At 74.9% G+C, this 25,443-nt stretch carries 21 protein-coding genes; 9 read left to right on the top strand and 12 right to left on the bottom strand.

Annotated features, from left to right (window positions below):
- The first annotated feature begins 125 nt into the window (after nucleotides 1-125).
- The gene (locus tag FBY24_RS00105; RefSeq protein WP_140460252.1) at nucleotides 126-356 is read left to right on the top strand and encodes a glucose PTS transporter subunit EIIB; all 231 of its coding nucleotides are present in this window, start codon (nucleotides 126-128) and stop codon (nucleotides 354-356) included.
- Between the two features lies 1 nt (nucleotide 357).
- Nucleotides 358-822: a PTS glucose transporter subunit IIA gene (locus tag FBY24_RS00100; protein ID WP_142157016.1), complete on the top strand. Its 465-nt coding sequence runs from the start codon at nucleotides 358-360 to the stop codon at nucleotides 820-822.
- Between the two features lie 63 nt (nucleotides 823-885).
- On the opposite strand, the gene FBY24_RS00095 is transcribed toward FBY24_RS00100, so the two are convergent.
- Complete coding sequence (locus tag FBY24_RS00095; protein ID WP_255432126.1) at nucleotides 886-2,115, bottom strand: mechanosensitive ion channel family protein; 1,230 nt, start codon at nucleotides 2,113-2,115, stop codon at nucleotides 886-888.
- Nucleotides 2,112-4,301 carry a prolyl oligopeptidase family protein gene (locus tag FBY24_RS00090; protein WP_142157013.1) on the bottom strand — a complete coding sequence of 730 codons (2,190 nt, stop codon included), beginning with the start codon at nucleotides 4,299-4,301 and terminating at the stop codon, nucleotides 2,112-2,114. Before FBY24_RS00090 ends, FBY24_RS00095 begins: the two co-directional genes overlap by 4 nt.
- A gap of 112 nt (nucleotides 4,302-4,413) precedes the next feature.
- On the opposite strand from FBY24_RS00090, the gene malQ reads away from it, so the two are divergent.
- Nucleotides 4,414-6,540, top strand: coding sequence for a 4-alpha-glucanotransferase (gene malQ, locus FBY24_RS00085; protein WP_142157011.1), 2,127 nt, complete (start codon nucleotides 4,414-4,416; stop codon nucleotides 6,538-6,540).
- A 28-nt stretch (nucleotides 6,541-6,568) separates the two neighbouring features.
- Nucleotides 6,569-7,117 carry an AAA family ATPase gene (locus tag FBY24_RS00080; RefSeq protein WP_142157009.1) on the top strand — a complete coding sequence of 183 codons (549 nt, stop codon included), beginning with the start codon at nucleotides 6,569-6,571 and terminating at the stop codon, nucleotides 7,115-7,117.
- Between the two features lie 681 nt (nucleotides 7,118-7,798).
- Here FBY24_RS00080 and FBY24_RS00075 read toward each other — a convergent pair.
- Together FBY24_RS00075 and pepN are read right to left on the bottom strand one after the other, a co-directional pair.
- Nucleotides 7,799-8,842 carry a YhcG family protein gene (locus FBY24_RS00075; protein ID WP_142157007.1) on the bottom strand — a complete coding sequence of 348 codons (1,044 nt, stop codon included), beginning with the start codon at nucleotides 8,840-8,842 and terminating at the stop codon, nucleotides 7,799-7,801.
- Between the two features lie 269 nt (nucleotides 8,843-9,111).
- On the bottom strand, nucleotides 9,112-11,718 hold the full coding sequence (pepN, locus tag FBY24_RS00070) for an aminopeptidase N (RefSeq protein WP_142157005.1): 2,607 nt from the start codon (nucleotides 11,716-11,718) through the stop codon (nucleotides 9,112-9,114).
- Between the two features lie 131 nt (nucleotides 11,719-11,849).
- Between pepN and FBY24_RS00065 the strand changes: the two genes are divergently transcribed.
- Complete coding sequence (locus tag FBY24_RS00065) at nucleotides 11,850-12,470, top strand: DsbA family protein (RefSeq protein WP_142157003.1); 621 nt, start codon at nucleotides 11,850-11,852, stop codon at nucleotides 12,468-12,470.
- A gap of 125 nt (nucleotides 12,471-12,595) precedes the next feature.
- Nucleotides 12,596-13,123, top strand: coding sequence for a hypothetical protein (locus tag FBY24_RS00060; protein ID WP_255432125.1), 528 nt, complete (start codon nucleotides 12,596-12,598; stop codon nucleotides 13,121-13,123).
- 79 nt (nucleotides 13,124-13,202) lie between these two features.
- Here FBY24_RS00060 and FBY24_RS00055 read toward each other — a convergent pair whose 3' ends face one another.
- Entirely contained in the window at nucleotides 13,203-15,182 is a 1,980-nt protein-coding gene (locus tag FBY24_RS00055; RefSeq protein ID WP_142157001.1) for a M13 family metallopeptidase, read from the bottom strand.
- Nucleotides 15,183-15,264: 82 nt separating this feature from the next.
- On the opposite strand from FBY24_RS00055, the gene FBY24_RS00050 reads away from it, so the two are divergent.
- Nucleotides 15,265-15,714, top strand: a complete 450-nt coding sequence (locus FBY24_RS00050; RefSeq protein ID WP_142156999.1) for a ribose-5-phosphate isomerase — start codon at nucleotides 15,265-15,267, stop codon at nucleotides 15,712-15,714.
- A gap of 18 nt (nucleotides 15,715-15,732) precedes the next feature.
- Here the strand turns inward: FBY24_RS00050 and eis are convergent, their stop codons facing one another.
- Entirely contained in the window at nucleotides 15,733-16,986 is a 1,254-nt protein-coding gene (gene eis / locus FBY24_RS00045; protein WP_142156997.1) for an enhanced intracellular survival protein Eis, read from the bottom strand.
- Nucleotides 16,987-17,082: 96 nt separating this feature from the next.
- Between eis and FBY24_RS00040 the strand changes: the two genes are divergently transcribed.
- Nucleotides 17,083-18,165 carry a PP2C family protein-serine/threonine phosphatase gene (locus tag FBY24_RS00040; protein WP_255432124.1) on the top strand — a complete coding sequence of 361 codons (1,083 nt, stop codon included), beginning with the start codon at nucleotides 17,083-17,085 and terminating at the stop codon, nucleotides 18,163-18,165.
- A gap of 3 nt (nucleotides 18,166-18,168) precedes the next feature.
- On the top strand, nucleotides 18,169-18,498 hold the full coding sequence (locus tag FBY24_RS00035; protein ID WP_142156992.1) for an MGMT family protein: 330 nt from the start codon (nucleotides 18,169-18,171) through the stop codon (nucleotides 18,496-18,498).
- Between the two features lie 45 nt (nucleotides 18,499-18,543).
- Here FBY24_RS00035 and FBY24_RS00030 read toward each other — a convergent pair whose 3' ends face one another.
- From FBY24_RS00030 to FBY24_RS00005, 6 genes are read right to left on the bottom strand one after another with little or no spacing between them, the layout of a single operon-like run.
- Nucleotides 18,544-19,032: a CoA-binding protein gene (locus tag FBY24_RS00030; protein WP_142156990.1), complete on the bottom strand. Its 489-nt coding sequence runs from the start codon at nucleotides 19,030-19,032 to the stop codon at nucleotides 18,544-18,546.
- Nucleotides 19,029-20,360 (bottom strand): O-acetylhomoserine aminocarboxypropyltransferase/cysteine synthase family protein, encoded by a 1,332-nt coding sequence (locus tag FBY24_RS00025; protein WP_142156988.1) that lies wholly within the window; start codon nucleotides 20,358-20,360, stop codon nucleotides 19,029-19,031. Before FBY24_RS00025 ends, FBY24_RS00030 begins: the two co-directional genes overlap by 4 nt.
- Nucleotides 20,361-20,386: 26 nt before the next feature.
- Complete coding sequence (gene acs, locus FBY24_RS00020; RefSeq protein ID WP_142156986.1) at nucleotides 20,387-22,426, bottom strand: acetate--CoA ligase; 2,040 nt, start codon at nucleotides 22,424-22,426, stop codon at nucleotides 20,387-20,389.
- On the bottom strand, nucleotides 22,423-23,325 hold the full coding sequence (locus FBY24_RS00015) for an ABC transporter permease (RefSeq protein ID WP_174243451.1): 903 nt from the start codon (nucleotides 23,323-23,325) through the stop codon (nucleotides 22,423-22,425). The genes acs and FBY24_RS00015 overlap by 4 nt, the downstream gene beginning before the upstream one ends.
- A gap of 2 nt (nucleotides 23,326-23,327) precedes the next feature.
- Complete coding sequence (locus FBY24_RS00010) at nucleotides 23,328-24,359, bottom strand: aliphatic sulfonate ABC transporter substrate-binding protein (RefSeq protein WP_142156984.1); 1,032 nt, start codon at nucleotides 24,357-24,359, stop codon at nucleotides 23,328-23,330.
- Nucleotides 24,360-24,410: 51 nt separating this feature from the next.
- The gene (locus tag FBY24_RS00005) at nucleotides 24,411-25,250 is read right to left on the bottom strand and encodes an ABC transporter ATP-binding protein (RefSeq protein ID WP_142156982.1); all 840 of its coding nucleotides are present in this window, start codon (nucleotides 25,248-25,250) and stop codon (nucleotides 24,411-24,413) included.
- Between the last annotated feature and the right edge of the window lie 193 nt (nucleotides 25,251-25,443).

Raw genomic sequence — 25,443 nt, 5'->3', positions numbered from 1 at the left:
GCACGACGGTGCCCGGGCGCGGTGGGACGAGGGTCCTGGTGCGGGGTAGCCTGAGCCGTACCGTCCGCCGGCGGGCGCGGCAGCCCGCGCCCGCGAGGCGACGTCCGTGACCTCGGGGAGTGCCATTGAGCAAGGCAGAGCAGATCCTGGCCGCGCTGGGCGGGGAGGCCAACGTGGTCGACCTCGAGCCCTGCATCACGCGGCTGCGGGTCGAGGTGGGCGACGCCCAGCTGGTCGACGAGACCGCGCTGAAGGCGAGCGGCGCGTTCGGCGTCGTGCGGTCGGGCCACATCGTGCAGGTCATCGTCGGCCCCGAGGCCGACAACCTCGCCGCCGAGCTCGACAGCCTGCGCTGAGGTGACCGCCGTCCGGCTGCACAGCCCCGTCGCCGGGGTGGTGCGGCCGTTGGCGGAGGTCCCCGACGTGGTCTTCGCCGAGGCGGTCGTGGGCCCCGGCATCGCCGTGGAGCCCGACCGCACCGGCCGCCAGGACGTCCTGGCACCGTGCGACGGCGTCGTGGGTGCCCTGCACCCGCACGCGTTCGCCCTCGAGCTGGCCGACGGCCGCTCGGTGCTCGTGCACGCCGGCATCGACACGGTGCGGCTCGCCGGGCTCGGCTTCGAGCTGCACGTGCAGCGCGGCGAGGCCGTGCGCACCGGTCAGCGGATGCTCTCCTGGTCGCCCGTGGACGTCGCGGCCGCGGGCCTGGCGACGATCTGCCCCGTCGTGGCCGTCCAGGCCGACGACGCCGTGCTCGTGCCGCTGGCGCCCGAGGGCGAGCACGTCGCCGCCGGCGCCCCCCTGCTCGACTGGCAGGACTGACCGCTCACCGCAGCCGGCCGGCAGGACCGACGTGCCGTGGCGTCAGCCCTGCCGACGGCCCGCTCATCGCGACGGCGGCGGCTCCACGGCCCCGTGCACGGGCGTGTCCCGCGGGTCGCGCGTGCCGGCGGCGGCACCGGTGCCGTCGACCTGGGCGTCGTCGGCGCCCGCCGTGACGTCCTTCGTGGCGGCGTCCTCGGCAGTGCCGTCGCTCGGCTCCGCGGGACTGACCACGGCGGTCGTCGCGTCGGCGTCCGCCCCCGCCGCGCGTGCGCGGTGCGCCTCCAGCGCGTCGCGCTGACCTGCCAGGGGCACGTCCGCCTCCTCGAGCACCTGCCGGACGGCGACGCGCAGCGCCCGCGCCACGCGCCAGTGCTCCCCGGCGACCGTGCGGACCTTGAGCCGCACGCGCACCGCCTCGGCCGTGAGGTTCTCGGCGGTCGTGATGGTCGGTGCGCCCTCGAGCACGGCGCCGAGGGAGTCGTCCGCCGCGACCTGCGACGCGGCGATCTCCAGCAGGTCGCGCACCCGGTCCAGGTCCGCGAAGTAGTCGACGTCGAGCTCGACGACGGCCGTGCCGAAGCCCTGCGTCTTGTTGCCCACGCGCAGCATCGACCCGTTCGGCACGTACCAGAGCGTCCCGTCGCCGTCCCGCAGCCGCGTCACGCGCAGCCCCACGGCCTCGACGGTCCCGGTGGCGGGGCCGACATCGACGACGTCCCCGACCCCGTACTGGTCCTCCATGAGCATGAACATGCCGGACAGCACGTCCTTGACCAGGCTCTGCGCACCGAAGCCGACGGCGACGCCGACGATGCCCGCCGACGCGATGAACGGCGCCAGGTTGACCCCGAGCGTGTCCAGCACGAGCAGCACGGTGATCGACCCGACGAGGATCGACGCCGTCGAGCGCAGCACCGAGCCGATGGTCCGGGCCCGCTGGGCGCGGCGCGCGGTGGCCAGCGGCGACGCCTTGAGCAGCACGGTGCGCACGTCCGGCCCGCCGCGGGCCGTGCCGCCCTCGCCGGTGTCCTTGAGGCCGAACGCCTCGCCCTCGGCGATGTGGTCCGCGACCGTGCCGATCACGCGGCGCAGCAGCGCCAGGGACACCATCCCGATGAGCACGATCAGGAGGATCCGCAGGGGGATGCCGACGAACCAGTCCCACCACGCGGCGAGCCACGCGGTGGTGGTCTCGTTCGTGTCCTTCAACCACGGCGGGTTCACGTCGGGGGAGGACGACGCGCTCGGCTCGTCCAACGCGCCGAGGGCGGTGACGAGCGGGTGGTTCACGCGGCGCCCCCGGCCAGGCCCGTGCGGTCCGCGACGAACTGCAGCTGCTCGACCGACAGGGCGATCGTCCGCGACAGGGAACGGCCGCCGTGCCCGACGCCCGTCTCGCGGCGCACCAGCACCGGGCGGGTCGTGGGGTCGGACGACGTCGCGTGCTGCAGCGCCGCCGCGAGCTTGCGGGCGTGCAGCGGGTCCACACGCGTGTCGCCCTCGAACACGGTGAACAGCACCGCCGGGTACGCGGTGCCCTCGACGACGCGGTGGTAGGGGGAGTAGCCCAGCAGCCAGTCCAGCTCCTCGGGCACGCCCGCGTCGCCGTACTCCTCGGTCCACGTCACGCCCAGGCCGAACCGCTGGTACCGCACCATGTCGAGCAGCGGCGCCGAGCACACCGCCGCCGCCCACAGGTCCGGGCGCTGCGTGACGGCCGCGCCGACGAGCAGGCCGCCGTTGGACCCGCCCCAGCACGCCAGCTGCTGCGGCGTCGTCCACCCCTGGGCCACGAGGTGCTCGGCGACGGCGTGGAAGTCGTCGAAGACGTGCTGCTTGGCGCCGCGCATGCCGTCGCGGTGCCACTCCTCGCCCTCCTCGCCACCCCCGCGCAGGTTCGCCACCACGTACACCCCGCCGGCCTCGACCCACGCGAGCGTGGACGCCGAGTACGCGGGGTCCAGCGAGACCTGGAAGCCGCCGTACCCGTAGAGCACCGTCGGCGCCGGGGCGAGCGGCCGGCCGTCGGCGTCGACGCGGTCGGCGCGCGCGAGCACGAACGCCCGGACCGTCGTGCCGTCGGCCGACGTGACCTCGACCTGCTGCGTGCGCACGGCCGGCAGGTCCGGCACCTGCCCGGGCGGGCTCGCCCACACCTCGACCAGGCCGGTGGTCGCGTCGTAGCGGTGCACGTGCGGGACGGTCACGTGGTCGGTGTACGAGAACCACACCGACGGGCCGCCGTCGGGGCGCGTGACGAGGCCGGACACCGAGCCCAGCCCGGGCAGCGGCACGACGCCCGCGTCACCCGCGCGCCGCTCGCCCGTGACCGGGTCGTGCACCGTGACCTCGCTGACCGCGTGCCGCCGCCACGACGCGAGCAGGTGCGTGGGCGTCGTGGCGTCGCCGCCGTCGTCGACCAGGGCGACGTCCTCGAGCACCGCCTCGGGGTCCTCGGGAATCAGCGTCGTCCACGACGCGACACCCGGCGTCGTGGGGTCCGTCACCGCGAGCCGCCCGCGGGGCGCGTCCAGGTCCGTGTGCACGTACAGGCGCCCGTCGCGCCCGACCCACGCGGCGACCTCGGCGTCCAGCCCCACGGCCACCTCGACGAACGTCGGCGACGTGATCCCGCCCGGCGCGTGCAGGTCCGCGATCCACACGTCGGTGCGCGGTGCGGTGCCCGCGGACGCCGAGACCAGCAGCCACCGCCCGTCCCGGCTGACGGACACCCCGTAGTAGTTCGTCATGTCCAGGCCGGCGCCGAACAGCTCGACGTCCTGCTCGGCCGGGGTGCCCACGCGGTGCAGCCACACGCGGCGGTGGTACTGCTTCTCGTCGTCCGGCAGGCCCTCCGGCGGCAGGCGGCGCACGTAGCAGAACGCCTCGCCGCCGGGCAGCCACGCCACGGGGGAGTACCGCGCCCGGTCGACCGGGCCGTCGACCAGGTCACCCGTGGCGACGTCGAGCACGTGCAGCACGCTCTCCTCGGTGCCGCCGTGCGAGACCTGGTACGCCAGCAGCTCGCCCTCCTTCGACGGCTGCCACGCGTCGAGCGTCGTCGTGCCCGCCGGGTCGAGCACCAACGGGTCCACCAGCACGCGCTCGCGCTCGCCGCCCGCACCGTCGGGCTCGACGACGACGACGACCGCGTGCTCCTGGTCGCCGCTGCGGCGGGACACGAACCGCCGGTCCCCGCGCCACGCCGGCGCCCCCACGAACCCCGCGCCCAGCAGCTCGCCGAGGCGGTCGCGCAGCCGGTTCGTCGCGAACGGGCCCGTGGCGGCCACCGCACGGCTCCGGTACGCCGCGTACAGGGCGTCCTGCGCGGCCGACCACTCCTGCGTCACGGGGGCGTCCGCGTCCTCCAGGGCCCGGTACGGGTCCGGCACGGCGCGGCCGTGCAGGTCCTCGACGAGGTCGGTGCGCGGGGCGGGCGGGTACGGGCTGGCGGCGGCGGGCGCGTCGGTCGTCACGGTCGCCAAGGCTACGTCGACCACCCGTGCGACCCGGCGTGCCCCGGCACCGGGCGGCGAGACGCGCGCCCGTGTCCGGGCAGGTCACCCCGGTCTCTGGCAGGATCGAGACGTGGCCCACGCCGACATCCCCGACGACCTGCTGCGGCTGGCCGCGGCCCACCAGGTCGAGCCCGACTACCGGGGGCACGACGGCCTGCAGCACCGCGCGTCCGCGGACACCGTGCGCAAGGTGCTCGCCGCCCTCGGCGTCGACGCCTCGACCCCCGAACGTGTGCAGGTCGCGCTCGCGCACGTCGAGAACATGCCGTGGCGCCGGGTCCTGCCGCCCGTCGTCGTCGTGCGGCAGGGACGGCACGCGCACGTGCCCGTGCACGTCACCCACGGCGACCCCGTGCGCGTGTGGGTCGAGATCGACCCCGAGGCCGGCGGCGGGCGCCGCGAGGTCCCGCAGGCCGACGTCGTCGTCGACCCCCGCACCGTCGACGGACGCCTCGTCGGCCGCGCGACCTTCACGCTGCCCGCGGACCTGCCGCTCGGCTGGCACGAGATGCACGCCATGGGCCCGTCCGGGTCCGCGCACAGCCCCGTCGTCGTCACGCCGGACCGGCTGCACCTGCCCGAGGCCGTCGAGCACGACCGGGCGTGGGGCCTGATGGCCCAGCTGTACTCGGTGCGCTCGCGGGCGTCCTGGGGCGTCGGCGACCTCGCCGATCTCGCCGAGCTGTGCTGGCTGGCGGGCGAGCAGATGGGTGCGGACTTCGTGCTCATCAACCCGCTGCACGCCGCCGAACCCGTCGAGCCGCTCACACCGAGCCCGTACCTGCCGACGACCCGCCGGTTCGTGAACCCCCTGTACGTGCGGGTCGAGGACGTGCGCGAGGCCGGCTACCTCTCGGCCGCCGACCGCTCCCTCGTCGAGTGGGCCGCCGAGCCCGTCCTGCCCCTGGACTCCGACCCCGGGCCCATCGACCGCGACGTCGCCTGGGCGGCCAAGCGGGCGGCGCTCGAGGTCGTGTTCGCGCACCCGCGCTCGCCGGCGCGGCAGGCCGCGTTCGAGGCGTTCGTCGAGGAGCAGGGCGAGGGGCTGCGCACCTTCGCGCTGTGGTGCGCGCTGCTGGAGCGGTACGGCCCCGTCGCCGGGTGGCCCGCGGAGCTGCGCGACCCGACCTCGCCCGCCGTCGCGGCGGCCGCCGAGGAGCTCGCCGACCGGGTCGAGCTGTGGACGTGGTTGCAGTGGGTCGCCGACGAGCAGCTCGCGCGCGCCCAGCAGGCCGCCAGGGACGCCGGCATGGCGATCGGCGTGATGCACGACCTCGCCGTCGGCGTGCACCCCGAGGGCTCCGACGCGTGGGCGCTGCAGGACGTGCTGGCCACCGGTGCGTCGGTCGGCGCCCCGCCCGACATGTACAACCAGCAGGGCCAGGACTGGTCGCAGCCGCCGTGGGACCCCACCGCGCTGGCCCGCGCCGCGTACCGGCCGTACCGCGACATGCTGCGCACCGTGCTGCGGCACGCGGGCGCCGTGCGCGTCGACCACGTCATCGGCCTGTTCCGGCTGTGGTGGATCCCCCAGGGCAACGGCGCCGCCGACGGCGCGTACGTGCGCTACGACCACGAGGCCCTCGTCGGCATCCTCGCCCTCGAGGCGCACCGCGCCGGTGCCGTCGTCATCGGCGAGGACCTCGGCACCGTCGAGCCGTGGGTGCGCGACTACCTGGCCGACCGGGGCGTGCTCGGCACGTCCGTGCTCTGGTTCGAGCAGGACGTGCACGGCGCGCCGCTGCCCCCCGAGCACTACCGCCCCCTCGTGCTGGCGACCGTGACCACGCACGACCTGCCGCCGACCGCCGGGTACCTCGCCGGTGAGCACGTCGCGCTGCGCGAGCGCCTCGGCCTGCTCACCCGCCCGGCGCCCGAGGTGCGGGCCGAGGCGTTCGCCGAGCGCGACCGCATGCTCGCCGCGCTGCGCCAACGGGGGCTGCTCGGCGAGGACGCCTCCGAGCGGGAGGTCGTCGAGGCCCTGCACCGGTGGGTGCTGGCCACGCCGTCACGCCTGGTCGGGGTGTCCCTCGCCGACGCCGTCGGCGAGCGACGCGCCCAGAACCAGCCGGGCACCGACCAGGAGTACCCGAACTGGAAGATCCCGCTCGCCGACGGCTCCGGCCACGTGGTGCTGCTCGACGACCTGGCGAGCAACGCCCGGCTGCGCTCGCTGGCCCGCGTCATGCAGCGGTGAGCGGAGCCCGCGCGCCGTTCCCGCGGTCGTGACCGCACGGCGTCTGCGCGTCGTCGGCACGTCCGGCTCGGGCAAGACGACGCTCGCCCGCGAGGCCGCCCGCCGCCTCGGCGTGCTGCACGTCGAGCTCGACGAGGTGGTGTGGCAGCCCGGCTGGGTCAAGCGCGACGCCGTCGAGGCCCTCGCCGACCTGCGTACCCGCCTCGACGGGTCGCCCCAGGGCTGGGTCGTCGACGGCAACTGGGAGACCCTGCTCGGCCCCGGCATGCCCGCGCCCGACGCGCTCGTGTGGCTGGACTACCCGCGGCGCACCGTCATGGCCCGGGTGCTGCGCCGCACCCTCGCGCGCGGCCTGCTGCGCACCGAGCTGTGGAACGGCAACCGCGAGGACCTGCGCAACCTGCTGCGCCCCGAGCCCGAGGAGAACGTCGTGCTCTGGTCCTGGACGTCCCACGCCCGCGTCGCCCACCGGTACGCCGCCCGCGCGGCCGCAGGGGATCCGGTCGTGCGGCTGCGCAGCCCCCGCGAGGCCCGCGCCTGGCTGCGCACGCTGGCACCTGTGCCCGCGGACCACTGACGCGCCGGGCCCAGGTCCGGCACACTGCCGGGCATGGTTGACGGACATCTGCCGACGGTCGATGCCGAGCGCGGACGATGAAGCCTCGGTGGCCTCGCCGCTGGGTGGGGACGTGGTGCGCCGACGACGGCAGGTCGGTCACGATCGAGCGCCAGGGGCGGAGTGTGCTGGTCACCGTTAGGCCCGTCGCGGACGCGGGACCGTACGCCAGCGCGGCGTTGCTCGACGGCACGCGCAAGGCCATCTTCCGACTCCCGGCCTGCACCGAGCGTGATGCCCGCGGCGCGCTGCGCCTGAGCGTGGAGGCAGGAAGCGACGGGATCGGCCCGTCTTACCACCTCGAACCCCTGGTCCGCGGCGCGGATGGTGCGCTGCTCCGTCCCGCCCGCCACGAGCCGCCCAGCTGCCTCGTGCTCGTCCCGCGCGTCACGACGGGGCTGTACGGCGACTGGGAAGACGACCTCGGAGTCCCTTGGGCGTTCCCCCTCGCCTCGATGCGGTGGGTGCCCCAGTCTCCCCGCGAGTCCGGCGCGTAGTCGGGCACCCTGCCAGGAGCAGCCATCCCTGCTGAGCCCCCTGGTAGCTGTGTGGCAGTCGGGTGCTGCTGTCGCGCGTCGGACGTCGTGGCTGAGCCGGCCAGCGCCGTGACGTGGTCGACCGGGGTGCGCGGTCGAGTGGTGGTCAGCTCGGGTCGGTGGTGTGGGTGAGGACGTCGGTGAGTGCCTGGGTCACGATGCGTTCGGCGGGCATGGTGGCGCGTTCGGCGGGGGGGAGGTCGGCGTAGGTGTAGGTGGCCACGGCCATGGGTGCGGTCGTGGACTGCAGTGCATAGCGGACGGTGGACTCCTGACGGTCGGCGCACAGCAGGATCCCGACGGTGGCGTGGTGCTGGGGTCCGCGGAGGCGTTCGTCGACGAGGGTCACGTAGAAGCCGAGCTGGCCGGCGTACTCGGGGCGGAACGCGCCGATCTTGAGTTCGATCACCACGTACCTGAGCTGGGGGATGTGGAACAGCAGGAGGTCGAGGATGTAGTCGTCGCCGTCGACGTCGAAGCGGACCTGGCGGTCGACGAACGCGAACCCTGCTCCGAACTCGCGCAGGGTGGACACCAGCTTGTCCATCAACGCCTGCTCGAGGTCGCGTTCGGCGACCTGCCCGGACAGGTCGAGGAAGTCGAAGACGTACGGGTCGCGGGCGATCTGCTGGGCGAGCTCGCCGTGCGGTGCAGGCAGGCGCTCGGCGAAGTTCGAGGGGGCCGCGCCCACGCGGGCGTGCGTCGTGGCCTTGATCTGGTTGATCAGCACGTCACGTGACCAGCCGTGCTCGACGGCGGCCGCGGCGTACCAGTCCTGCGTCGCCCGGTCGTCGAGCTTCTCGACCAGGACCTGCACGTGCCCCCAGGGCAGTTGTCCCACGGCCTGTGGGACAACCTCGGCGAGGTCCCACGTGCTGGCGAACGCACGCATCCGGTACAGGTTCGACCGGCTCAGGCCGGTCATGGTCGGGAACGCGGCCCGCAGGTCCTGCGCGAGGCGATCGATGGTCCCTGCGCCCCACCCGTCGCGCTCCTGCCGTTCGGCGATCGCTGACCCGATGTGCCAGTACAGCGTCAAGAGCTCGGTGTTGACGACACGGCGCGCCCGGACCTGAGCCCGCCGGACCCGCTCCTTGAGGTCGTCCAGGACCCGTGCGTACCCGTCCGGCACCGTCACCTCGCTGCTCACCGGCCCATCCTCCCCTGTGCAGGGGTGGGCGTGGTGCCCGCCCACTGGATGCGAGCTGGGTGTCCGTGCCTCCCGGGAGTGCCATGGGTGGAGGCGCTGGTGTGGTGGCGGCCGAGGCCCGTGACGGCGGCCCGAGTACCAGTCACCACGAGTGTCAACCGAACCACCAGCAGTCCCCTCATCGCCTGTGCGGCCCGGTTCCGCGGACCGCTGACCCGCCGCCACCCCTGACCGCCCGGCGGGGTGGTCAGGGGTCGCGGCGGTGCGGGTCAGGCGCGGGCGCGGTCCGCCTCCTGGGCGGCGACGGCGCGGCGCACGCCGTCACGGGCCTCGGCGACCAGGCGGCGCAGCGCGGCCGGGGCGTCGGGGTGCGCGGCCAGCCACGCGTCCGTCGCGGCGAGCACGTCCACGGACGCGTCCCCGGCCAGGTCGGTCGGGAACATCCCGACGACGACGTTCTGCGCCATCTCGCTGGTCTTGCCGGCCCACACGTCCTCGAGGGCGTCGAAGTACGGCGCGACCCACGGCACGAGCAGCGCCGTGTCGTGCACGCGGCCGAAGCCCGCGATCGTCGCCGCCTGCAGCGCGTTCGGCAGCTCGTCGCCGGTCACGACCTGCGCCCAGGCGCGCTCCTTGGCCTCCGGCGTCGGGACGGCCGCACGGGCCGCGGCGGCGGCCCGCTGACCGGTCGCGGTCGCGTCCGTCGAGAGCTGGGCGGCAATCTGCGTCTCGTCCGCGCGCCCGCCCGCCACGAGGGACGTCAGCAGCTCCCACCGCAGGTCGGTGTCGACCGTGAGACCGTCGAGGACGGTGCGCCCGTCGAGCAGGTCCGCCACCGCGTCGAGCTGGGCCGCGGTGGAGGCGCGGCCCGCGAACGCCTTGACCAGCTGCAGCTGCTGGTCCGAGCCCGCCGGGGCGGCCTGCGCGAGCTCCAGCAGCCGGTCGGCGGCCGCGACCTGCGTGGCCGCGCGGTGCTCGGGGGCGACGTACAGGTCCAGGGTCGACGCGAGCTGGCGCAGCAGCACCAGGACGACCGAGGAGTCGGTCTCGTGCGCCACGTTGCCCAGCACCAGGTCGACGAAGTCGCGCCCGGGGGTCTCGCCGTCGCGGGTCGCGTCCCACGCTGCAGCCCACACGAGCGTGCGGGGCAGGGAGTCGGTGAACGCGCCGAGGTGGGCGATCGCCGTGGCCATGGAGCGGTCGTCGAGGCGGACCTTGGCGTAGGCGAGGTCGTCGTCGTTCACCAGAACCAGCGCGGGCCGCGGCCGGCCCACGAGCTCGGGGACCTCGGTGCGGTCGCCGTCCACGTCGAGCTCGACGCGCCACGTGCGCACCAGACGCGGGGAGCCGTCGACGTCGTGCACGTCGTACCCGCCGACCGCCAGGCGGTGCGGGCGCTGCACGGGGTGCTCGGCGGGCACCTCCTGGAGCACGGCGAACGACGTGATGACGCCCGCGTCGTCCGTGGCGATCTCCGGCCGCAGCAGCGTGACGCCGGCCTTCTCCAGCCACAGGCCCGACCACGCGGACAGGTCGCGCCCGCTCGTGGCCTCCAGCTCGGTCAGCAGGTCGCGCAGCTGGGTGTTGCCCCACGCGTGCTTGGCGAAGTACTGCCGCACCCCGGCGAAGAAGTGCTCCTGCCCGACCCACGAGACCAGCTGCTTGAGCACCGACGCGCCCTTGGCGTACGTGATGCCGTCGAAGTTGACCTCGACGTCCTCCAGGTCGCGCATGTCCGCGACGATCGGGTGCGTCGACGGCAGCTGGTCCTGGCGGTACGCCCAGGACTTCTCCAGCGAGGAGAACGTCGTCCACGCGGTGGACCAGCGGGTGGCCTCGGCCGCCGCGAGCGTGGAGGCGTACTCCGCGAACGACTCGTTCAGCCACAGGTCGTCCCACCAGCGCATCGTCACGAGGTCGCCGAACCACATGTGCGCGAGCTCGTGCAGGATCGTCACCGCACGTCGCTCGACCGTCGCGTCGGGCACCTTGGACCGGAACACGTACGACTCGAGGAACGTCACCGCCCCGGCGTTCTCCATGGCCCCGGCGTTGAACTCCGGCACGAAGAGCTGGTCGTACTTGGCGAACGGGTACGGGTGGTCGAACGCCTCCTCGAAGAAGGCGAAGCCGCGCCGCGTCACGTCGACGATCTCGTCCGTGTCCAGGTGCGGGGCCAGCGACGCCCGGCAGTACACGCCCAGCGGGATGGTGCGGCCGTCGCTGCTCGTGAGCTCGCGGTGCTCGCCGTGGTACGGCCCGGCGACGACGGCCGTGACGTAGGAGGCCAGGCGCGGCGTCGTCTCGAACCGCCACACGGCCGTGCCGGCGTCCTTGCCGCCGTTGAGGTTGCGCCCGCCCTCGACGGGCTCGGGCTCCCCGACCTGCGGGTAGTTCGACACCACGGTCCAGTGGGCGGGGGCCGTCACGGTGAACGTGAACGTCGCCTTGAGGTCGGGCTGCTCGAACACCGCGAACACGCGCCGGGAGTCGGCGACCTCGAACTGCGAGTACAGGTAGACCTCGTCGTCGACCGGGTCGACGAACCGGTGCAGGCCCTCGCCGGTGTGCATGTACGCGCACTCGGCGACGACGAGGAGCTCGTTCTCCTCGGCCAGGCCGTCCAGGCGGATGCGGGAGTCGGCGACGACGTCGGCCGGGTCGAGCGTGCGCCCGTTGAGGACGACCTCGTGCACGGCCGGTGCGATCAGGTCGATGAACGTGCTGGCCCCGGGCGTCGCGGAGAACCGCGCCACCGTGCGGGAGACGAACGTCTTCGGGCTGGTCGTCAGGTCCAGCGCGACGTCGTAGGAGCGGGTGGTGACCAGCGAGGCGCGCTCGGCGGCCTCCGCACGGGTGAGGTTCTCTCCGGGCACGACGGGCAGCTCCGTTTCACGATGTGGGCGACGCCGACGATCATGCCACCCGTTTCGCCCGTCGCCGGATCGGCAGGCAGACTCGGGTCGTCCGCCCCCGCGGACCCGCCGTACGAGGAGGAGAGCTGCCGATGAGCGTGCCCGTCGTGGACTTCTGGTTCGACCCCGCGTGCCCGTGGGCGTGGATGACGTCACGGTGGATGGACGAGGTCGCCGCCCACCGGGACGTCGAGGTGCGCTGGCACGTCATGAGCCTGTCCGTCCTCAACGAGGGCCGGGACCTGCCGGAGCGGTACCGCGACCTGATGGACGACTCGTGGGGTCCCGTGCGCGTCCTCGTCGCCGCGGCCCGTGACCACGGCGACCAGGTGCTCAAGCCGCTGTACGACGCGCTCGGCACGCGCCGGCACCCGGGCGGGCGCACCGACACCGCGGCGATCGTCGCGGAGTCGCTCGCCGAGGTGGGGCTGCCGGCCTCCCTCGCGGACGTGGCCGGCACCGACGAGGTCGACGACCTGCTGCGCGCCTCGCACGCCCGCGCGATCGACCTGGTCGGCGACGAGGTCGGGACGCCGGTCGTCGCGATCGACGGCGTCGGGTACTTCGGCCCCGTCGTCACCCCCGCCCCGCGCGGCCAGGCCGCCCTCGACCTGTTCGACGGGCTCGTGCTCATGACCCGCGTGCCGGGGTTCTACGAGCTCAAGCGGACCCGCACCCAGGGTCCCGTGCTCACCGACGACCCGCAGGCCTGACGGCGTCCACGACCGGCCCGTGACCGGCGGGCGAACCGGGCGAAAGGCGCAGATCGCCCCGCTGGTCTGGGATGATGCATGACCGCCGTGACCGAGGTCCGGTGCGGCGGACGAGGGAGGCTTCGATGGGCTCGGGTGCCCGCGGCGGGCTGAGCAGGCCCATGCTGCTGTTCATCGTGATCGACGCGCTGCTCGTGCTGACGTTCCTCATCCTGCTGGGCACGATCGGGGTGAACCCGGGCGGCGGCACGACGGACGAGCCGTCGACGCCGGCGGCGACCTCCACCGCGTCGGCCGACCCGCAGGACGTCGACGACGTCGCGTTCGCGCTGCCGTCGGGGAACATCGCCTGCACGATGGGCGCCGGCGGGGTCCGGTGCACGATCGCGAGCTACACCTACTCCCCGCCCACCGTCCCGGGCTGCTCGGGCACCGTGGGGCACGCGGTCGCGCTCGACGCCGAGGGCTTCCGGTTCACGTGCGAGGACGGCACCCCCGGCGTGGCGTCGTCGGACGTGCCGGTCCTGGAGTACGGCGAGCAGGAGAGCGTCGGGGGCTGGACCTGCGGGTCCGGCACCGACGGCGTCACGTGCACCGACGCCGAGGGCGTGGGCTTCCGGCTAGCCCGCGCGCAGTGGACCGAGGTGCCCTGACCCGGCACGACACCGACGGTGACGACGCAGCCCCCGACCCGGACGGGTCGGGGGCTGCGCGCGTCCGTGGGCGCCCGAGCTACCAGATGCGCACGCGGTCGGCCGGGTCCAGCCACAGGGCGTCGCCCGGCTGCACGTCGAACGCCGCGTAGAACTCCGGCAGGTTCCGCACGACGCCGTTGCAGCGGATCTCGTCGGGGGAGTGCGGGTCGGTCGCCAGGCGGCGCACCAGGTCCTCGTCGCGCATCTTCGTGCGCCACACCCGCGCCCAGCTCAGCAGCACCCGCTGCACGCCCGTGCGCCCGTCGATCACCGGTGCGTCCTCCAGCGGGCCGCCCAGCGCGATCGCGTACGCCTGCAGCGCGATCGCCAGGCCGCCGAGGTCGCCGATGTTCTCGCCCACCGTCAGCGCACCGTTGACGCGGTGCTCGTCGGAGAGCTGCGCGGGGGAGTACCCGCCGTACTGCTCGACCAGCGCCGTCGTGCGCTTCTCGAACTCCGCACGGTCCTCCGCCGTCCACCAGTCCTCGAGCCGGCCCGAGCCGTCGTACTTGCTGCCCTGGTCGTCGAACCCGTGCCCGATCTCGTGCCCGATGACCGCACCGATGCCGCCGTAGTTCACCGCGTCGTCCGCGTCGGCGTCGAAGAACGGCGGCTGCAGGATCGCCGCGGGGAAGACGATCTCGTTCATGCCCGGGTTGTAGTACGCGTTGACGGTCTGCGGGGTCATGAACCACTCGTCGCGGTCGATCGGCCGGCCGATCTTGCCCAGCTCGCGGTCCTGCTCGAAGGCGTGCGCCCGGCGGACGTTGCCGAGCAGGTCGTCGGCGCGCACCTCCAGGCCCGAGTAGTCGCGCCAGCGCACCGGGTAGCCGATCTTCGGCGTGAACGCCTCAAGCTTGGCCAGCGCCTTGGCGCGGGTCTCCTCGCCCATCCAGTCCAGCGCGGAGATCGAGCGGCGGTACGCCTCGACGAGGTTCGCGACGAGCTCGTCCATGCGGGCCTTGTGGCCCGGCGGGAAGTGCCGCTCCACGTAGACCTTGCCGACCGCCTCGCCGAGGCAGCCCTGCACCAGCCCGACGCCCCGCTTCCAGCGCTCGCGGACCTCCTGCGCGCCGGTCAGGGTGCGGCCGTAGAAGTCGAAGTTCGCCTGCACGAGCGCGTCGGTCAGGTACGGGGCCCGCGCGGAGACCACGTGGTACGTCAGCCACGCGCGCCAGTCGTCCAGCGGCACCTCGTCCCAGGCCTGCGCGAAGCCCTGCAGGTAGGACGGCTCACGCACGACGAGCTGCTCGACGGCGGCCGCGGGGGCGCCCAGCGCGTCGGCCCAGGCGACCCAGTCGAACTGCGGGGCGTCGACGGCCAGCTGCGCGAGCGTCGTCGGGTTGTACGTGAGGTCCGCGTCCCGGTCCTTGACGAGGTCCCAGTGCGCGGCCGCCAGGCGCGTCTCCAGCGCGACGACCCGCTGCGCGAGGTCCTGCGGGTCGCCGGCCGCGACGACGCCCGAGACGTCCGCGACCAGGCCGAGCATCCGTGCCACGTGCGGGGTGTACGCCTCGAGCACCGCCGCGTACTGGGCGTCGCGGTAGTACGCCTCGTCGGGCAGGCCCAGGCCGGACTGCGTGAGGTGCACGACGTAGCGCGTCGGGTCCTTCGCGTCGTTGTCGACCCAGAACGCCGTCGCGTCGGCGCCGCCCGTGCGCTGCAGCGCACCGAGCACGTGGACGAGCTCCGCGGGGGTGGTCGCCGCGTCGACGCCCGCGAGGTCGGCGCGCAGCGGCTCCAGGCCGGCGGCCTCGACGGCGTCGGCGTCCATGAAGCTCGCGTACAGCGCGCCGATCTTGGCCTGCTCCTCGCCGCCCTCCGGGTCGGCGCCGGTGATGATGTCGCGGACCTGCAGCTCGGCCTGGTCGTAGAGCTCGCGGAACGCCCCGTCCGCGCTGCGGTCGGCGGGGATCACGTGCGCCGCCTGCCACCGGCCGTTGACGTGGGCGTACAGGTCGTCGCCCGGGCGCACGCCCGGGTCGAGGTCGGTCAGGTCCAGTCCGCTGCGGGTCATGCCCGACAGCCTACGAAAGCCCCGCGCCCGGCGCGTGGACGCGCGGACGGCGGGCCCCGCGCGCTGCGGCAGGATGGGAGCCATGCGCATCCACGTCGCCGCCGACCATGCCGGGTACGAGCTCAAGGTCGCGCTCGTCGAGCACCTGCGCGCCGCCGACCACGAGGTCGTCGACCACGGTGCCCACGAGTACGACGCCCAGGACGACTACCCGTCGTTCTGCTTCGCCGCCGGGGAGGCCGTGGTGGCCGAGCCCGGGTCGCTCGGGGTCGTGATCGGCGGCTCCGGCAACGGCGAGCAGATCGCCGCGAACAAGGTCGCCGGCGTGCGGGCCGCGCTCGCGTGGAACGCGGAAACCGCCCGCCTGGGCCGTCAGCACAACGACGCGAACGTCGTGGCGATCGGCGCGCGGCAGCACTCGGTGGACGAGGCGCTCGAGCTGGTCGACGCGTTCGTGGCGGAGCCCTTCAGCGGGGACCCGCGCCACCAGCGCCGCATCGACCAGCTTGCGGCGTACGAGTCCGCGCGCTGACCCGCCGCGCCGCGGGCCTCAGAACACCCAGGAGCACACCGGCGCCACGGGCCAGCCGAACGCGGCCGCCGCGCCCGTGACGTCGTAGCCGTCGCGCACCTGGACGAGGCCCGCGCGCGCCATCGCGGACAGCGAGCGGCCGCCCAGGTACGCCGCGCCGAGCTCGCGCACGTCGAGCAGCACGTCGCCCGGGCCGTCGGCACGGGTGACCTCGACGTCGCCGTGCGCGGCGGCGCGCACGCGCCACGTGCCCGCGTTCGCCGGCAGCCGGTCGTCGCGGACGTCGAGCACCACGTCGACGTCCGCGGCGTAGCTGCGCGCCGCGAGCGCCGCCGGCACGTCGACCAGCCGGACCCACAGGTTGTCCGCGAGGCGCGGGCCCGCGGGCCGGGGGTCCACCAGCAGGTGCAGCAGCGGGTCGTCCGCCGGGAGCATCGGCGACTCGACCGTCGTGGTCAGGTCGAGGTCGAGCAGGAACGACCACAGCGCGTGCGTGGCCGCCGCGTCGAGCGCGTGCGCCTCGCGCACCCGCACCGTGTACGCCGGGCCGGTGGGCTCCCAGCCCTCCTTGCGGGCGAACGTCGCGTACCCGCGCGCCGCCCCCGCGGCGTCGTGGACGGTCGCGAGGAGCATCGCCTCGGTGCCGCCCCGCCACGCGGGCGGGTCCACGACCATGCGCCGGCGCAGCGCCGCGGAGTCCCGCGTCATCCAGCCGGGGCGCCCCGCACCGGCCCGGCGGTGCAGGTCGTCGACGAGGTCGGCGTGCTCCTCGGCGTCCAGGTGGGTCAGCCGCACGGTGAGGGCGTCGGCGCCCGCCACGGGTCGCAGCGCGGCGCGGCGCGGCAGCGTCAGCCGCACGTCGTCGGCGGCGCAGCCGTACCCGAACCGGCCGTAGATCGCGGTCTCGGCGGCGAACAGGGCCGAGACGGGCTCGCCGCGCTCGACGCAGCGGGCCAGGTGGTGGTCGATCATCGCGGTCAGGACGCCCCGCCGCCGCTGCTCGGGACGCACGCCCACCCAGGTCAGCCCCGCGCACGGCACCGTGCCCCCCGGCACGGGCATCGTGAACGCGAACGACCCGTGGGCACCGGCGAGCGTCCCGTCGGGCGCCTCCACCGCGCCGAGCCGGTCCGTCGGCACGCTGAAAGGGACGACCTCCTCGACCGCGGGGTCGAGGGTCCCGGCGAACGCGAGCCGGCTGACGGCCCGCATCTCGTCGGCACGGTCGGCGGGCAGGGCGAGCGGGCGGTACCCGTCGGGCAGCGGTGGCATGGTCCCATCGTGGCCCGGGCGCCGCTGGTCGTGCACACGCATATCCCCGGTGCGTCCACCTTGGTCAGGCGTCCCGGACGCACGTAGGGTCGCCTGGTGGGCACGCCCGAGGACGAGGCCGGCCGCGCGGAGCGCGCCTGGGCGGTGCTGCGCGGGCGGGCGGCGCGCTCGCAGCCGCGCACCGCGGCGCTCCTGTACGTCGTCGCCGTCGCCCTGGGGCTGGCCGTGGCCGCCCAGCCGCTGTGGTTCGTGCCGTCGGCGTTCGTCCTGCTCCTGCTCGTGGGAGCGTTCCTGCTGCGCTGGCGGGCGCTCGTGGTCCTGGTCGCCGAGGTCGTCGTGCTGGTCGTCGTCCTCGTGCTCGTCGGCCCCGCCGCCCCGGCGCCCGGGGTGCTGACCGTGATCGGGCTGGCGTGCGTCGCCGTGCTGGTGTTCGCCCGCGAGCGCGAGCGCCTGGGGCTGCAGGGCGCGCCGGGGGCGCTGATGCTCGTGGACCTGCGCGACCGGCTGGCCGCGGCGGGGCGGATGCCCACGCTGCCGTCGGGCTGGGTCGTCGACGCCGACGTCCGCTCGGCGCACGAGGCCGCGTTCTCCGGGGACTTCCTCGTCTCGCGCGTCGTCGACGGCGGGCGGCGCCTGGAGGTCGTGCTCGTCGACGTCTCCGGCAAGGGGCAGGACGCCGGGGTGCGGTCGCTGCAGCTGTCGGGGGCGTTCTCCGGGCTGCTCGGGGCGATGCCGCCGGAGCGGTTCCTGCCCGCGGCGAACGCGTACCTCGTGGGGCAGGCGTGGGACGAGGGCTTCGCGACGGCCGTGCACCTGACGATCGACCTGCGCACCGGCGACTACCGGGTGGCGACGGCCGGCCACCCGCCGCCCGCGGTGCTGCACGCGGGGTCGGGGCGGATCGAGGTCCTCACCACGGCCGGGCCGGCGCTGGGTGTCCTGGACGACGTCGACCCGGTGCCGTCGACGGGGCGCCTGCACCCCGGGGACGCGGTGGTGCTGTACACCGACGGGGTCGTCGAGCAGCGCGGCCGTGACGTGGACCAGGGCATCGACCGGCTGCTCGGTGTCGTGGAGAGCGCGGTGGCCGCGCGGCCGGGCGGTGCGCGTGACGTCCTCGCGGGGGTGCGCGCGGGGGACGACGACGACCGGGCCGTCGTCGTGGTGCGCCGGGGCTGACGGGTGGACGACGCGTACGCGGGCGAGGTCCTCGACCTCGTCGAGCAGATCCCGCCCGGGCGGGCGATGACGTACGGCCTGGTCGCGGAGGTGCTGGTGGACCGGGCGCGGGCTGCCGGGCGCCCGGCCCGTGGCGGGCCGCGCCAGGTGGGGCAGGTCATGGCGGCGGGCCTGCGGGACGTGCCGTGGTGGCGGGTCGTGGACGCCTCCGGGCGGCCGCCGGCACGTCACCTGGCGCGGGCGCTGGCGCACCTGCGGGACGAGGGCACGCCGCTGACCGGGGACGGCACACGCGTGGCGCTGCGCGCCGGGGTGTGGTTCCCCGAGGCCTGAGCGGCCGCCGACGCCCGCGCCGGGCACGGGCGTCGGCGGGGCGGGTCAGGACGACGCGCGCCGGGAGCTGATGACCCCGGTGTCGAAGCCCGCCAGGTGCAGGCCGCCGTGGAACCTGGCGTGCTCGATCTTCAGGCACCGGTCCATGACGACGTCCAGCCCGGCGGCCTGCGCGCGCCGCGCCACGTCCTCGTGCCAGGAGCCGAGCTGCAGCCACAGCCCCTTCGCGCCGACCGCGAGGGTCTCGTCGAGCACTGTCGGCAGGTCGTCGTGGCGGCGGAACACGTCGACCAGGTCCGGGACCACCGGCAGGTCCGCCAGCGACGGGTACACCGGCTGCCCGAGGATCGTCGTGGCCCTGGGGTTGACGAGGTAGACGTCGAACGGCGAGCTCGACAGCAGGTACGTCGCGACGAAGTACGACGCGCGCGACGGGTTGTCCGACGCGCCGACGATCGCGACCGACCGGGTGCGCCGCAGCAGCGCGAGCCGCTCGGGGGCGCTCGGGCCCTGCCAGGTGCGTGCCTCGCTCATCGGGCCATCTCCGTGCCGGTGCGGTCGCGGCCCGTCGCCGCGGTCAGGGCCTGGTCGAGGTCCCACAGGATGTCCTCGACGTCCTCCAGGCCCACGCTGATGCGCACGAGGTCCTCGGGCACGCCCGCGGCCTCGAGCTGCTCGCCGCTGAGCTGCTGGTGGGTGGTCGAGGCGGGGTGGATGACGAGCGTGCGCGCGTCCCCGACGTTGGCCAGGTGGCTGGCGAGCTGGAGCTGCTCGATGAACCGGCGTCCGACCTCGCGGCCCGGGCGCTCGTCGGTGCCGGCGACGCCGAACGCGAACACCGACCCCGGCCCGAGCGGCAGGTACCGCTGCGCGCGCTCGTGGTGCGGGTGCGACGGGAGCCCGGCCCACAGCACGTACCCGACGCGCGGGTCCTCGTCGAGCCACTGCGCCACGGCCCGGGCGTTCGCCAGGTGGGCGTCCATGCGCTGCGCGAGGGTCTCGACCCCCTGGAGCAGCTGGAACGCCGACTGCGCGGACAGGGCGGGGCCGATGTCGCGCAGCTGCTCCGAGCGCAGCTTGGTGAGGAACCCGTACTCGCCGAAGTTGCCCCACCACTGCACGCCGCCGTACGAGGCCACGGGCTCGGTCATCTGCGGGAACTTCCCGTTGCCCCAGTCGAACCGCCCCGACTCCACGACGACGCCGCCGAGGGTGGTGCCGTGCCCGCCGAGGAACTTCGTCACCGAGTGGATGACGATGTCCGCGCCGTGCTCGATGGGGCGCACGAGGTACGGCGTCGACAGGGTCGCGTCCACGACGAGCGGCACGCCCGCCGCGTGCGCGACCTCCGCCAGGCCCGCGAGGTCCGCGACCTCGCCCGACGGGTTCGCGACGACCTCGGTGTAGACGACCTTCGTCTCGGGGCGGATCGCCGCCGCGTAGTCGGCCGGGTCGGTGCCGCGCACGAACGTCGTCTCGACGCCGAACCGGCGCAGCGTCACGTCGAGCTGGGTGACCGTGCCGCCGTACAGCTGGGCGGAGGCCACGACGTGGTCACCGGCGCCGACGAGCGCGGCGAACGTCACGAACTCCGCGGCCATGCCCGACGCGGTCGCGACCGCGCCGATCCCGCCCTCGAGCGAGGCGATCCGCTCCTCCAGCGCGGCGACCGTGGGGTTGCCGATCCGGGAGTAGATGTTCCCGTACTTCTGCAGCGCGAAGAGGTTCGCGGCGTCGTCGGTGTCCTGGAACACGAACGACGTCGTCTGGTAGATCGGCACCGCCCGGGCGCCGGTCGCGGCGTCGGGGATGCCGCCCGCGTGCAGCGCGCGGGTGCGGAAGCCGAAGCGGTGGTCGCTCACGGGTCTCCTGTCGTGGTCGGTGGTGGTCAGCGGGCGTCGAGACCGGCGGCGACGACGAGCGCGCCCACCTGCTCCACGGCCCACGGGTTCTGCAGCGACGTCGTGTCGCCGAGCGTCGTGCCCTCGACGAGCTGCGTGAGCAGCCGCCGCATGATCTTGCCCGACCGGGTCTTGGGGACCTCCGGGACCAGCAGCACGTGCCGCGGCTTGGCGACCGGGCCGATGGCGTGCGCCACGTGCGCGCGCAGGTCCTCGCGCAGCGCGGCGCCCGCCGCGAGCCACGCCGCGACGTCCTCCACGGGCCCGGGCGTCACCGACGGCACGACGAACGCCGCGACGGCCTGCCCCGTCACCGGGTCCGCGACGCCCGCGACACCGGCCTCGCCGACCGCCGGGTGCGCGACGAGCGCCGACTCCACCTCGATCGTCGACAGCCGGTGCCCCGAGACGTTGATGACGTCGTCGATCCGCCCCAGCAGCCACACGTCCTTGTCGTCGTCGTACGACGCGCCGTCGCCGGCGAGGAAGTACCCGCCGTGCTCCCCGTGCCCGGCGAACCGGCGCCAGTACGCGTCGAGGTACCGCTGCGGGTCGCCCCACACCGTGCGCGCCATGCCCGGCCAGGGGCGCTCGACGACGAGGAAGCCGCCCTGCCCCGGCGCCACCTCGGCGCCGTCCTCGCCGACGACCTTCGCCGCCACGCCCGGCAGCGGGCGCGTCGCCGAGCCCGGCTTGAGCGTGGTCGCGCCGGGCAGCGGCGCGATCATCGCCGCACCCGTCTCCGACTGCCACCACGTGTCGACCACGGGCACCTCGTCGCGGCCGAACGTGCGCCGGAACCACACCCACGCCTCGGGGTTGATGGCCTCCCCGACGGTCCCGAGCAGCCGGATGCTCGACAGGTCGTGCCCGCCGGGCAGGTCCGCCCCGAACCAGGTCATGAACGTGCGGATCAGCGTCGGCGCCGTGTAGTACGTCGTCACGCCGTACCGCTCGATGACCTCCAGGTGGCGCTCGCGGTGCGGGGCGTCGGGGGTGCCCTCGTAGATCACCTGCGTGAGGCCGTTGGCGAGCGGCCCGTAGATCTCGTAGGTGTGCGCGGTGACCCACGCGAGGTCGGCGGTGCACCAGTGCACGTCGTCGTCCTTGGCGTCGAACACCGCCCAGTGGGACCAGGCGGCGTGCGTGAGGTACCCGCCCGCGGTGTGCACCAGGCCCTTGGGCTTGCCGGTGGTGCCGGAGGTGTAGATGACGAACAGCGGGTGCTCGGCGTCGAACGCCTGCGGCTCGTGCACGTCGGGCTGGCGGGCGACGACGTCGTCCCACCACACGTCGCGCCCGGGCGTCCAGGGCACGTCCTGGCCGGTGCGGCGCACGACGAGCACGTGCTCGACGTGGTCGAGGCCCGCGACGGCCTCGTCGGCGGCGGACTTGACCTCGACGTCCTGCCCGCGGCGGACCTGCCCGTCGCTCGTGACGAGCACCTTGGCGCGGGTGTCCTGGACGCGGAACCGCACGGCCTCGGCGGAGAACCCGCCGAAGACGAGGGAGTGCACGGCGCCGATCCGCGCGATGGCGAGGGTCACGACGACGGTCTCGGCGATCACCGGCAGGTACACCACGACGCGGTCGCCGGGGCCGACGCCGAGCTCGGTGAGCGCGTGCGCGGCCTGCGCGACCTCGCGCTGCAGCTGGGCGTAGGTGATCGAGCGGCGGTCGCCGCGCTCGCCCTCGACGTGCAGCGCGACCTTGTCGCCGCGCCCGGCCGCGACGTGCCGGTCGACGCAGTTGACGGCCACGTTGAGCCGGCCGCCGACGAACCAGCGGGCCTGCGGCACGGTCAGCTCGTCGGGGGCGCCGCCGGCGACGGGCACGGGCGGCTCCCACTCGTGCGCGACGGTCCACGGCGTGTCCCACTCCAGGCGCCGGGCCGCGTCCTCCCAGAAGGCCACGGGGTCGGCGTCGGCCGCGGCCCACGCCTCGGGCCCCAGGTTGGCCTGCGCGGCGAACGCGGGCGACGGCGGGTAGGTGCGGGTCTCGGTCTGCAGGGCCGTCAGGGTGGTCATGCGTACCTCCGCAGCAGCGCACGCTCGGCGAGCGCCACGATCGAGTCGGACAGCTTGCCGAGCAGGGCCAGCAGCACGATGGCCAGGAAGATCCGGTCGAGCCGGCCGTTGTTCGCCGAGTCGGTGAGCAGGAAGCCCAGGCCCATGGACGACGCGATGAGCTCGGCGGCGACGAGGAAGAGCCACGCCTGGGCGAGCGCGAGCCGCAGCCCGGCCATGAGCGAGGGCAGCACGGCCGGCAGCTGCACGGTGGTCAGCAGCCGCACGCCCCGCAGCCCGAACGCGCGCCCCGCCTCGACGAGCTGGGGGTCCACGTGGCGCAGCGCGGCGGCCAGCGTGGTGAACAGCGGGAAGAACGCGCCGATGGCGATGAGCGTGATCTTGGAGTCCTCGCCGATCTTCATCCAGAGGATCAGCAGCGGCACCCACGCCAGCGACGGCACGGCGCGCACCGCCGCCAGCGTGGGGGACAGCAGCACGTCGCCGGCGCGGGAGAGGCCCACGACGGCGCCGAGGACGAGCGCGACGGCGGAGCCGATCGCGAAGCCCAGCACGACGCGCTGCACCGAGATGGCGATGTGCACACCCAGCTCGCCGCGCTCGATCAGGTCGACGCCGGCCTGCCACACCGACGCGGGCGACGGCAGCTGGTAGGCGGGCACCTGCCCGGAGGCGGTGACCCACCACCACGCGGTGAGCACGAGCACCGGCAGCAGCGCGCCGCCGACGACCCGCACCGGGCGGCGCGACCAGAACGGCGCGCCGCCGCGGCTGCCACCCGACGGGGCGACGGGTCGGCGCGGACCGCTGTCGAACGGGTTCAGCCCGCGCGCGGGCCGCCCGTCGCGGTCGACGACGGGACCGGTGCCCGGGCTGCCCAGGACGGGTGGCGGGGTCATCGTCAGCCCGCCACGCGCGACGGGTCGGCGGCCTCGGCGAACGTCGGCTCGAACAGCGTGTCGAGGGCGTCGTCGATGGCGGCCTGGTCGGCCACGTCGCCGGACTCGACGAAGATCGGCCCGACCACCTCGAGCACCGCCCGCTGGGCCTCGCCCGGCACCGGGTCGACGTCGAGGTTCGTGCGCTCGACGATCACCGTCTCGGCGACGGCCGGGTCGATGCCGGCGACCTCCGCGAGGATCTCCACGACCTCCTCGGGGTTCTCCTGGGCGTACGCGCGGGCCTTCTCGTAGGCGTCCACGACCACCTGCGCGACGTCCGGGCTGGCCGTCAGGAACTCCTCCGTGGCGTTGAGGAACCCGTACGTGTTGAAGTCGATGTTCCGGTACACCAGCTCCGTGCCCGACTCGGCCTGGCTGGCGGCCATGATCGGGTCGAGCCCCGCCCACGCGTCGACCGACCCCTGCTCGAGGGCCGTGCGCCCGTCGGCGTGCTGGAGGTTCTGCACCTCGACCTCGTCGAGCGGGACGCCGGCCGCGTCGAGCGACTGCAGCAGGAAGAAGTACGGGTCGGTGCCCTTCGTCGCGGCGACCGACCGGCCGGCGAGGTCCTCCACCGAGGTGATGTCCGAGCCCTCGGGCACGACGATCGCGGCCCACTCGGGCTGGGAGTAGATGTCGATGGTGCGGATCGGCGAGCCGTTGGAGCGCGCGAGCAGCGCCGCCGAGCCGGCGGTCGACCCGACGTCGATCGCGCCGGCGCGCAGCGCCTCGTTGGCCTTGTTCGACCCGGCGGACTGCACCCACGTGACGGTGACGTCGTCGCCGAGCTCCTCCTCCAGCCAGCCCTGCTCCTTGATGACGAGGCTCAGCGGGTTGTACGTGGCGAAGTCGATCTCGAGGGTGTCGGTGCTCCAGGTGCCGCCGGAGGCGGCGGGCTCGGCGGCGGCGTCCTCACCGGCGACGCAGCCGGTGAGCACCAGGGCGGTGGCGAGGGCCAGGGCGGTGCTGGGTGCGGCGGTGCGCAGGGTCATCGTGCGTCCTTCGGTGCGGCGGGCGGGTGCCCGGGGAGGGGGTGGGGCGGGTCAGATGGAGTGGTGCGCGTCCGGGTCGGTCGCGGCGTGGTGGGTGGCGACGCCCAGGCCGTCGAGCAGCCGCACGCGCAGCTCGGCCAGGCGCTGGTCGGCGCGGTCGCGGGGTCGGGCGCCGGGCACGTCGACGACCTCGGCGATGCTCGGCGTGGCGTCCGGGGTGCCGGCGAGGGTGCGCAGCAGCAGCACCCGGTCGGCCAGGTAGAGGGCCTCCTCGACGTCGTGCGTGACGAGCAGCACGGTGGTCGGCTCGGCGGCGTGCACGTCGAGCAGCAGCTCCTGCATGCGCAGGCGCGTCAGCGCGTCGAGCGCGCCGAAGGGCTCGTCGAGCAGCAGCACGCCGGGGTTGCGGGCCAGCGCGCGGGCCAGCGACGCGCGCTGCGCCATGCCGCCGGACACCTGCCGGGGTCGCAGCCCCGCCGAGGCCTCCAGGCCGACCAGGTGCAGCAGCTCGGCGACGCGGGCACGCCCGGCGGCCTTGTCGGTGCCGGGCCGCAGGCCGAGGGCGACGTTCTGGGCGAGCGTGCGCCACGGCAGCAGGCGCGGCTCCTGGAAGGCGACGGCAGTGCGGGCGTCGACCCCGGTGACGGGGGTGCCGTCGAGCAGGATCTGGCCGCCGTCCGGGGTGTCGAGCCCGCTGACCTGGCGCAGGAGGGTCGACTTGCCGCAGCCGGACGGGCCGACGAGGGCGACGATCTCGCCCGCGTGCAGCTCGACGTCGACGGACCGCAGCACCGTGTGCGGGCCGGCGGGCGTCGCGAACGCGCGCCGCACGTCGCGCAGCGCGACGGTGTGCGCGCGGCGGTCGGTGGCGACGGGGCTGGTGAGGGCCATGGGGGACGTCCCGGGGGGTCGTGCGCGGGCGTCCGGCGGCGCCGGTCGACCACGCGGGGGTGGTGGGCACCGGCGGGACCCGGGGTGACCGGGTCGGCGTGCTGGGGTCAGCAGGGGCCGGTGCAGGGGCACATGCAGCACATGTGACAGCACCGGGTCATGACGGCGGGGGAGGGCGACGTGCGCACGGCGG

It is taken from the genome of Cellulomonas sp. SLBN-39 (assembly GCF_006715865.1).
In the GTDB taxonomy this organism is placed as follows: domain Bacteria; phylum Actinomycetota; class Actinomycetes; order Actinomycetales; family Cellulomonadaceae; genus Cellulomonas.
The sequence above is the reverse complement of the archived record's forward strand: the minus strand, read 5'-3'. Positions and strand labels throughout refer to the sequence as shown.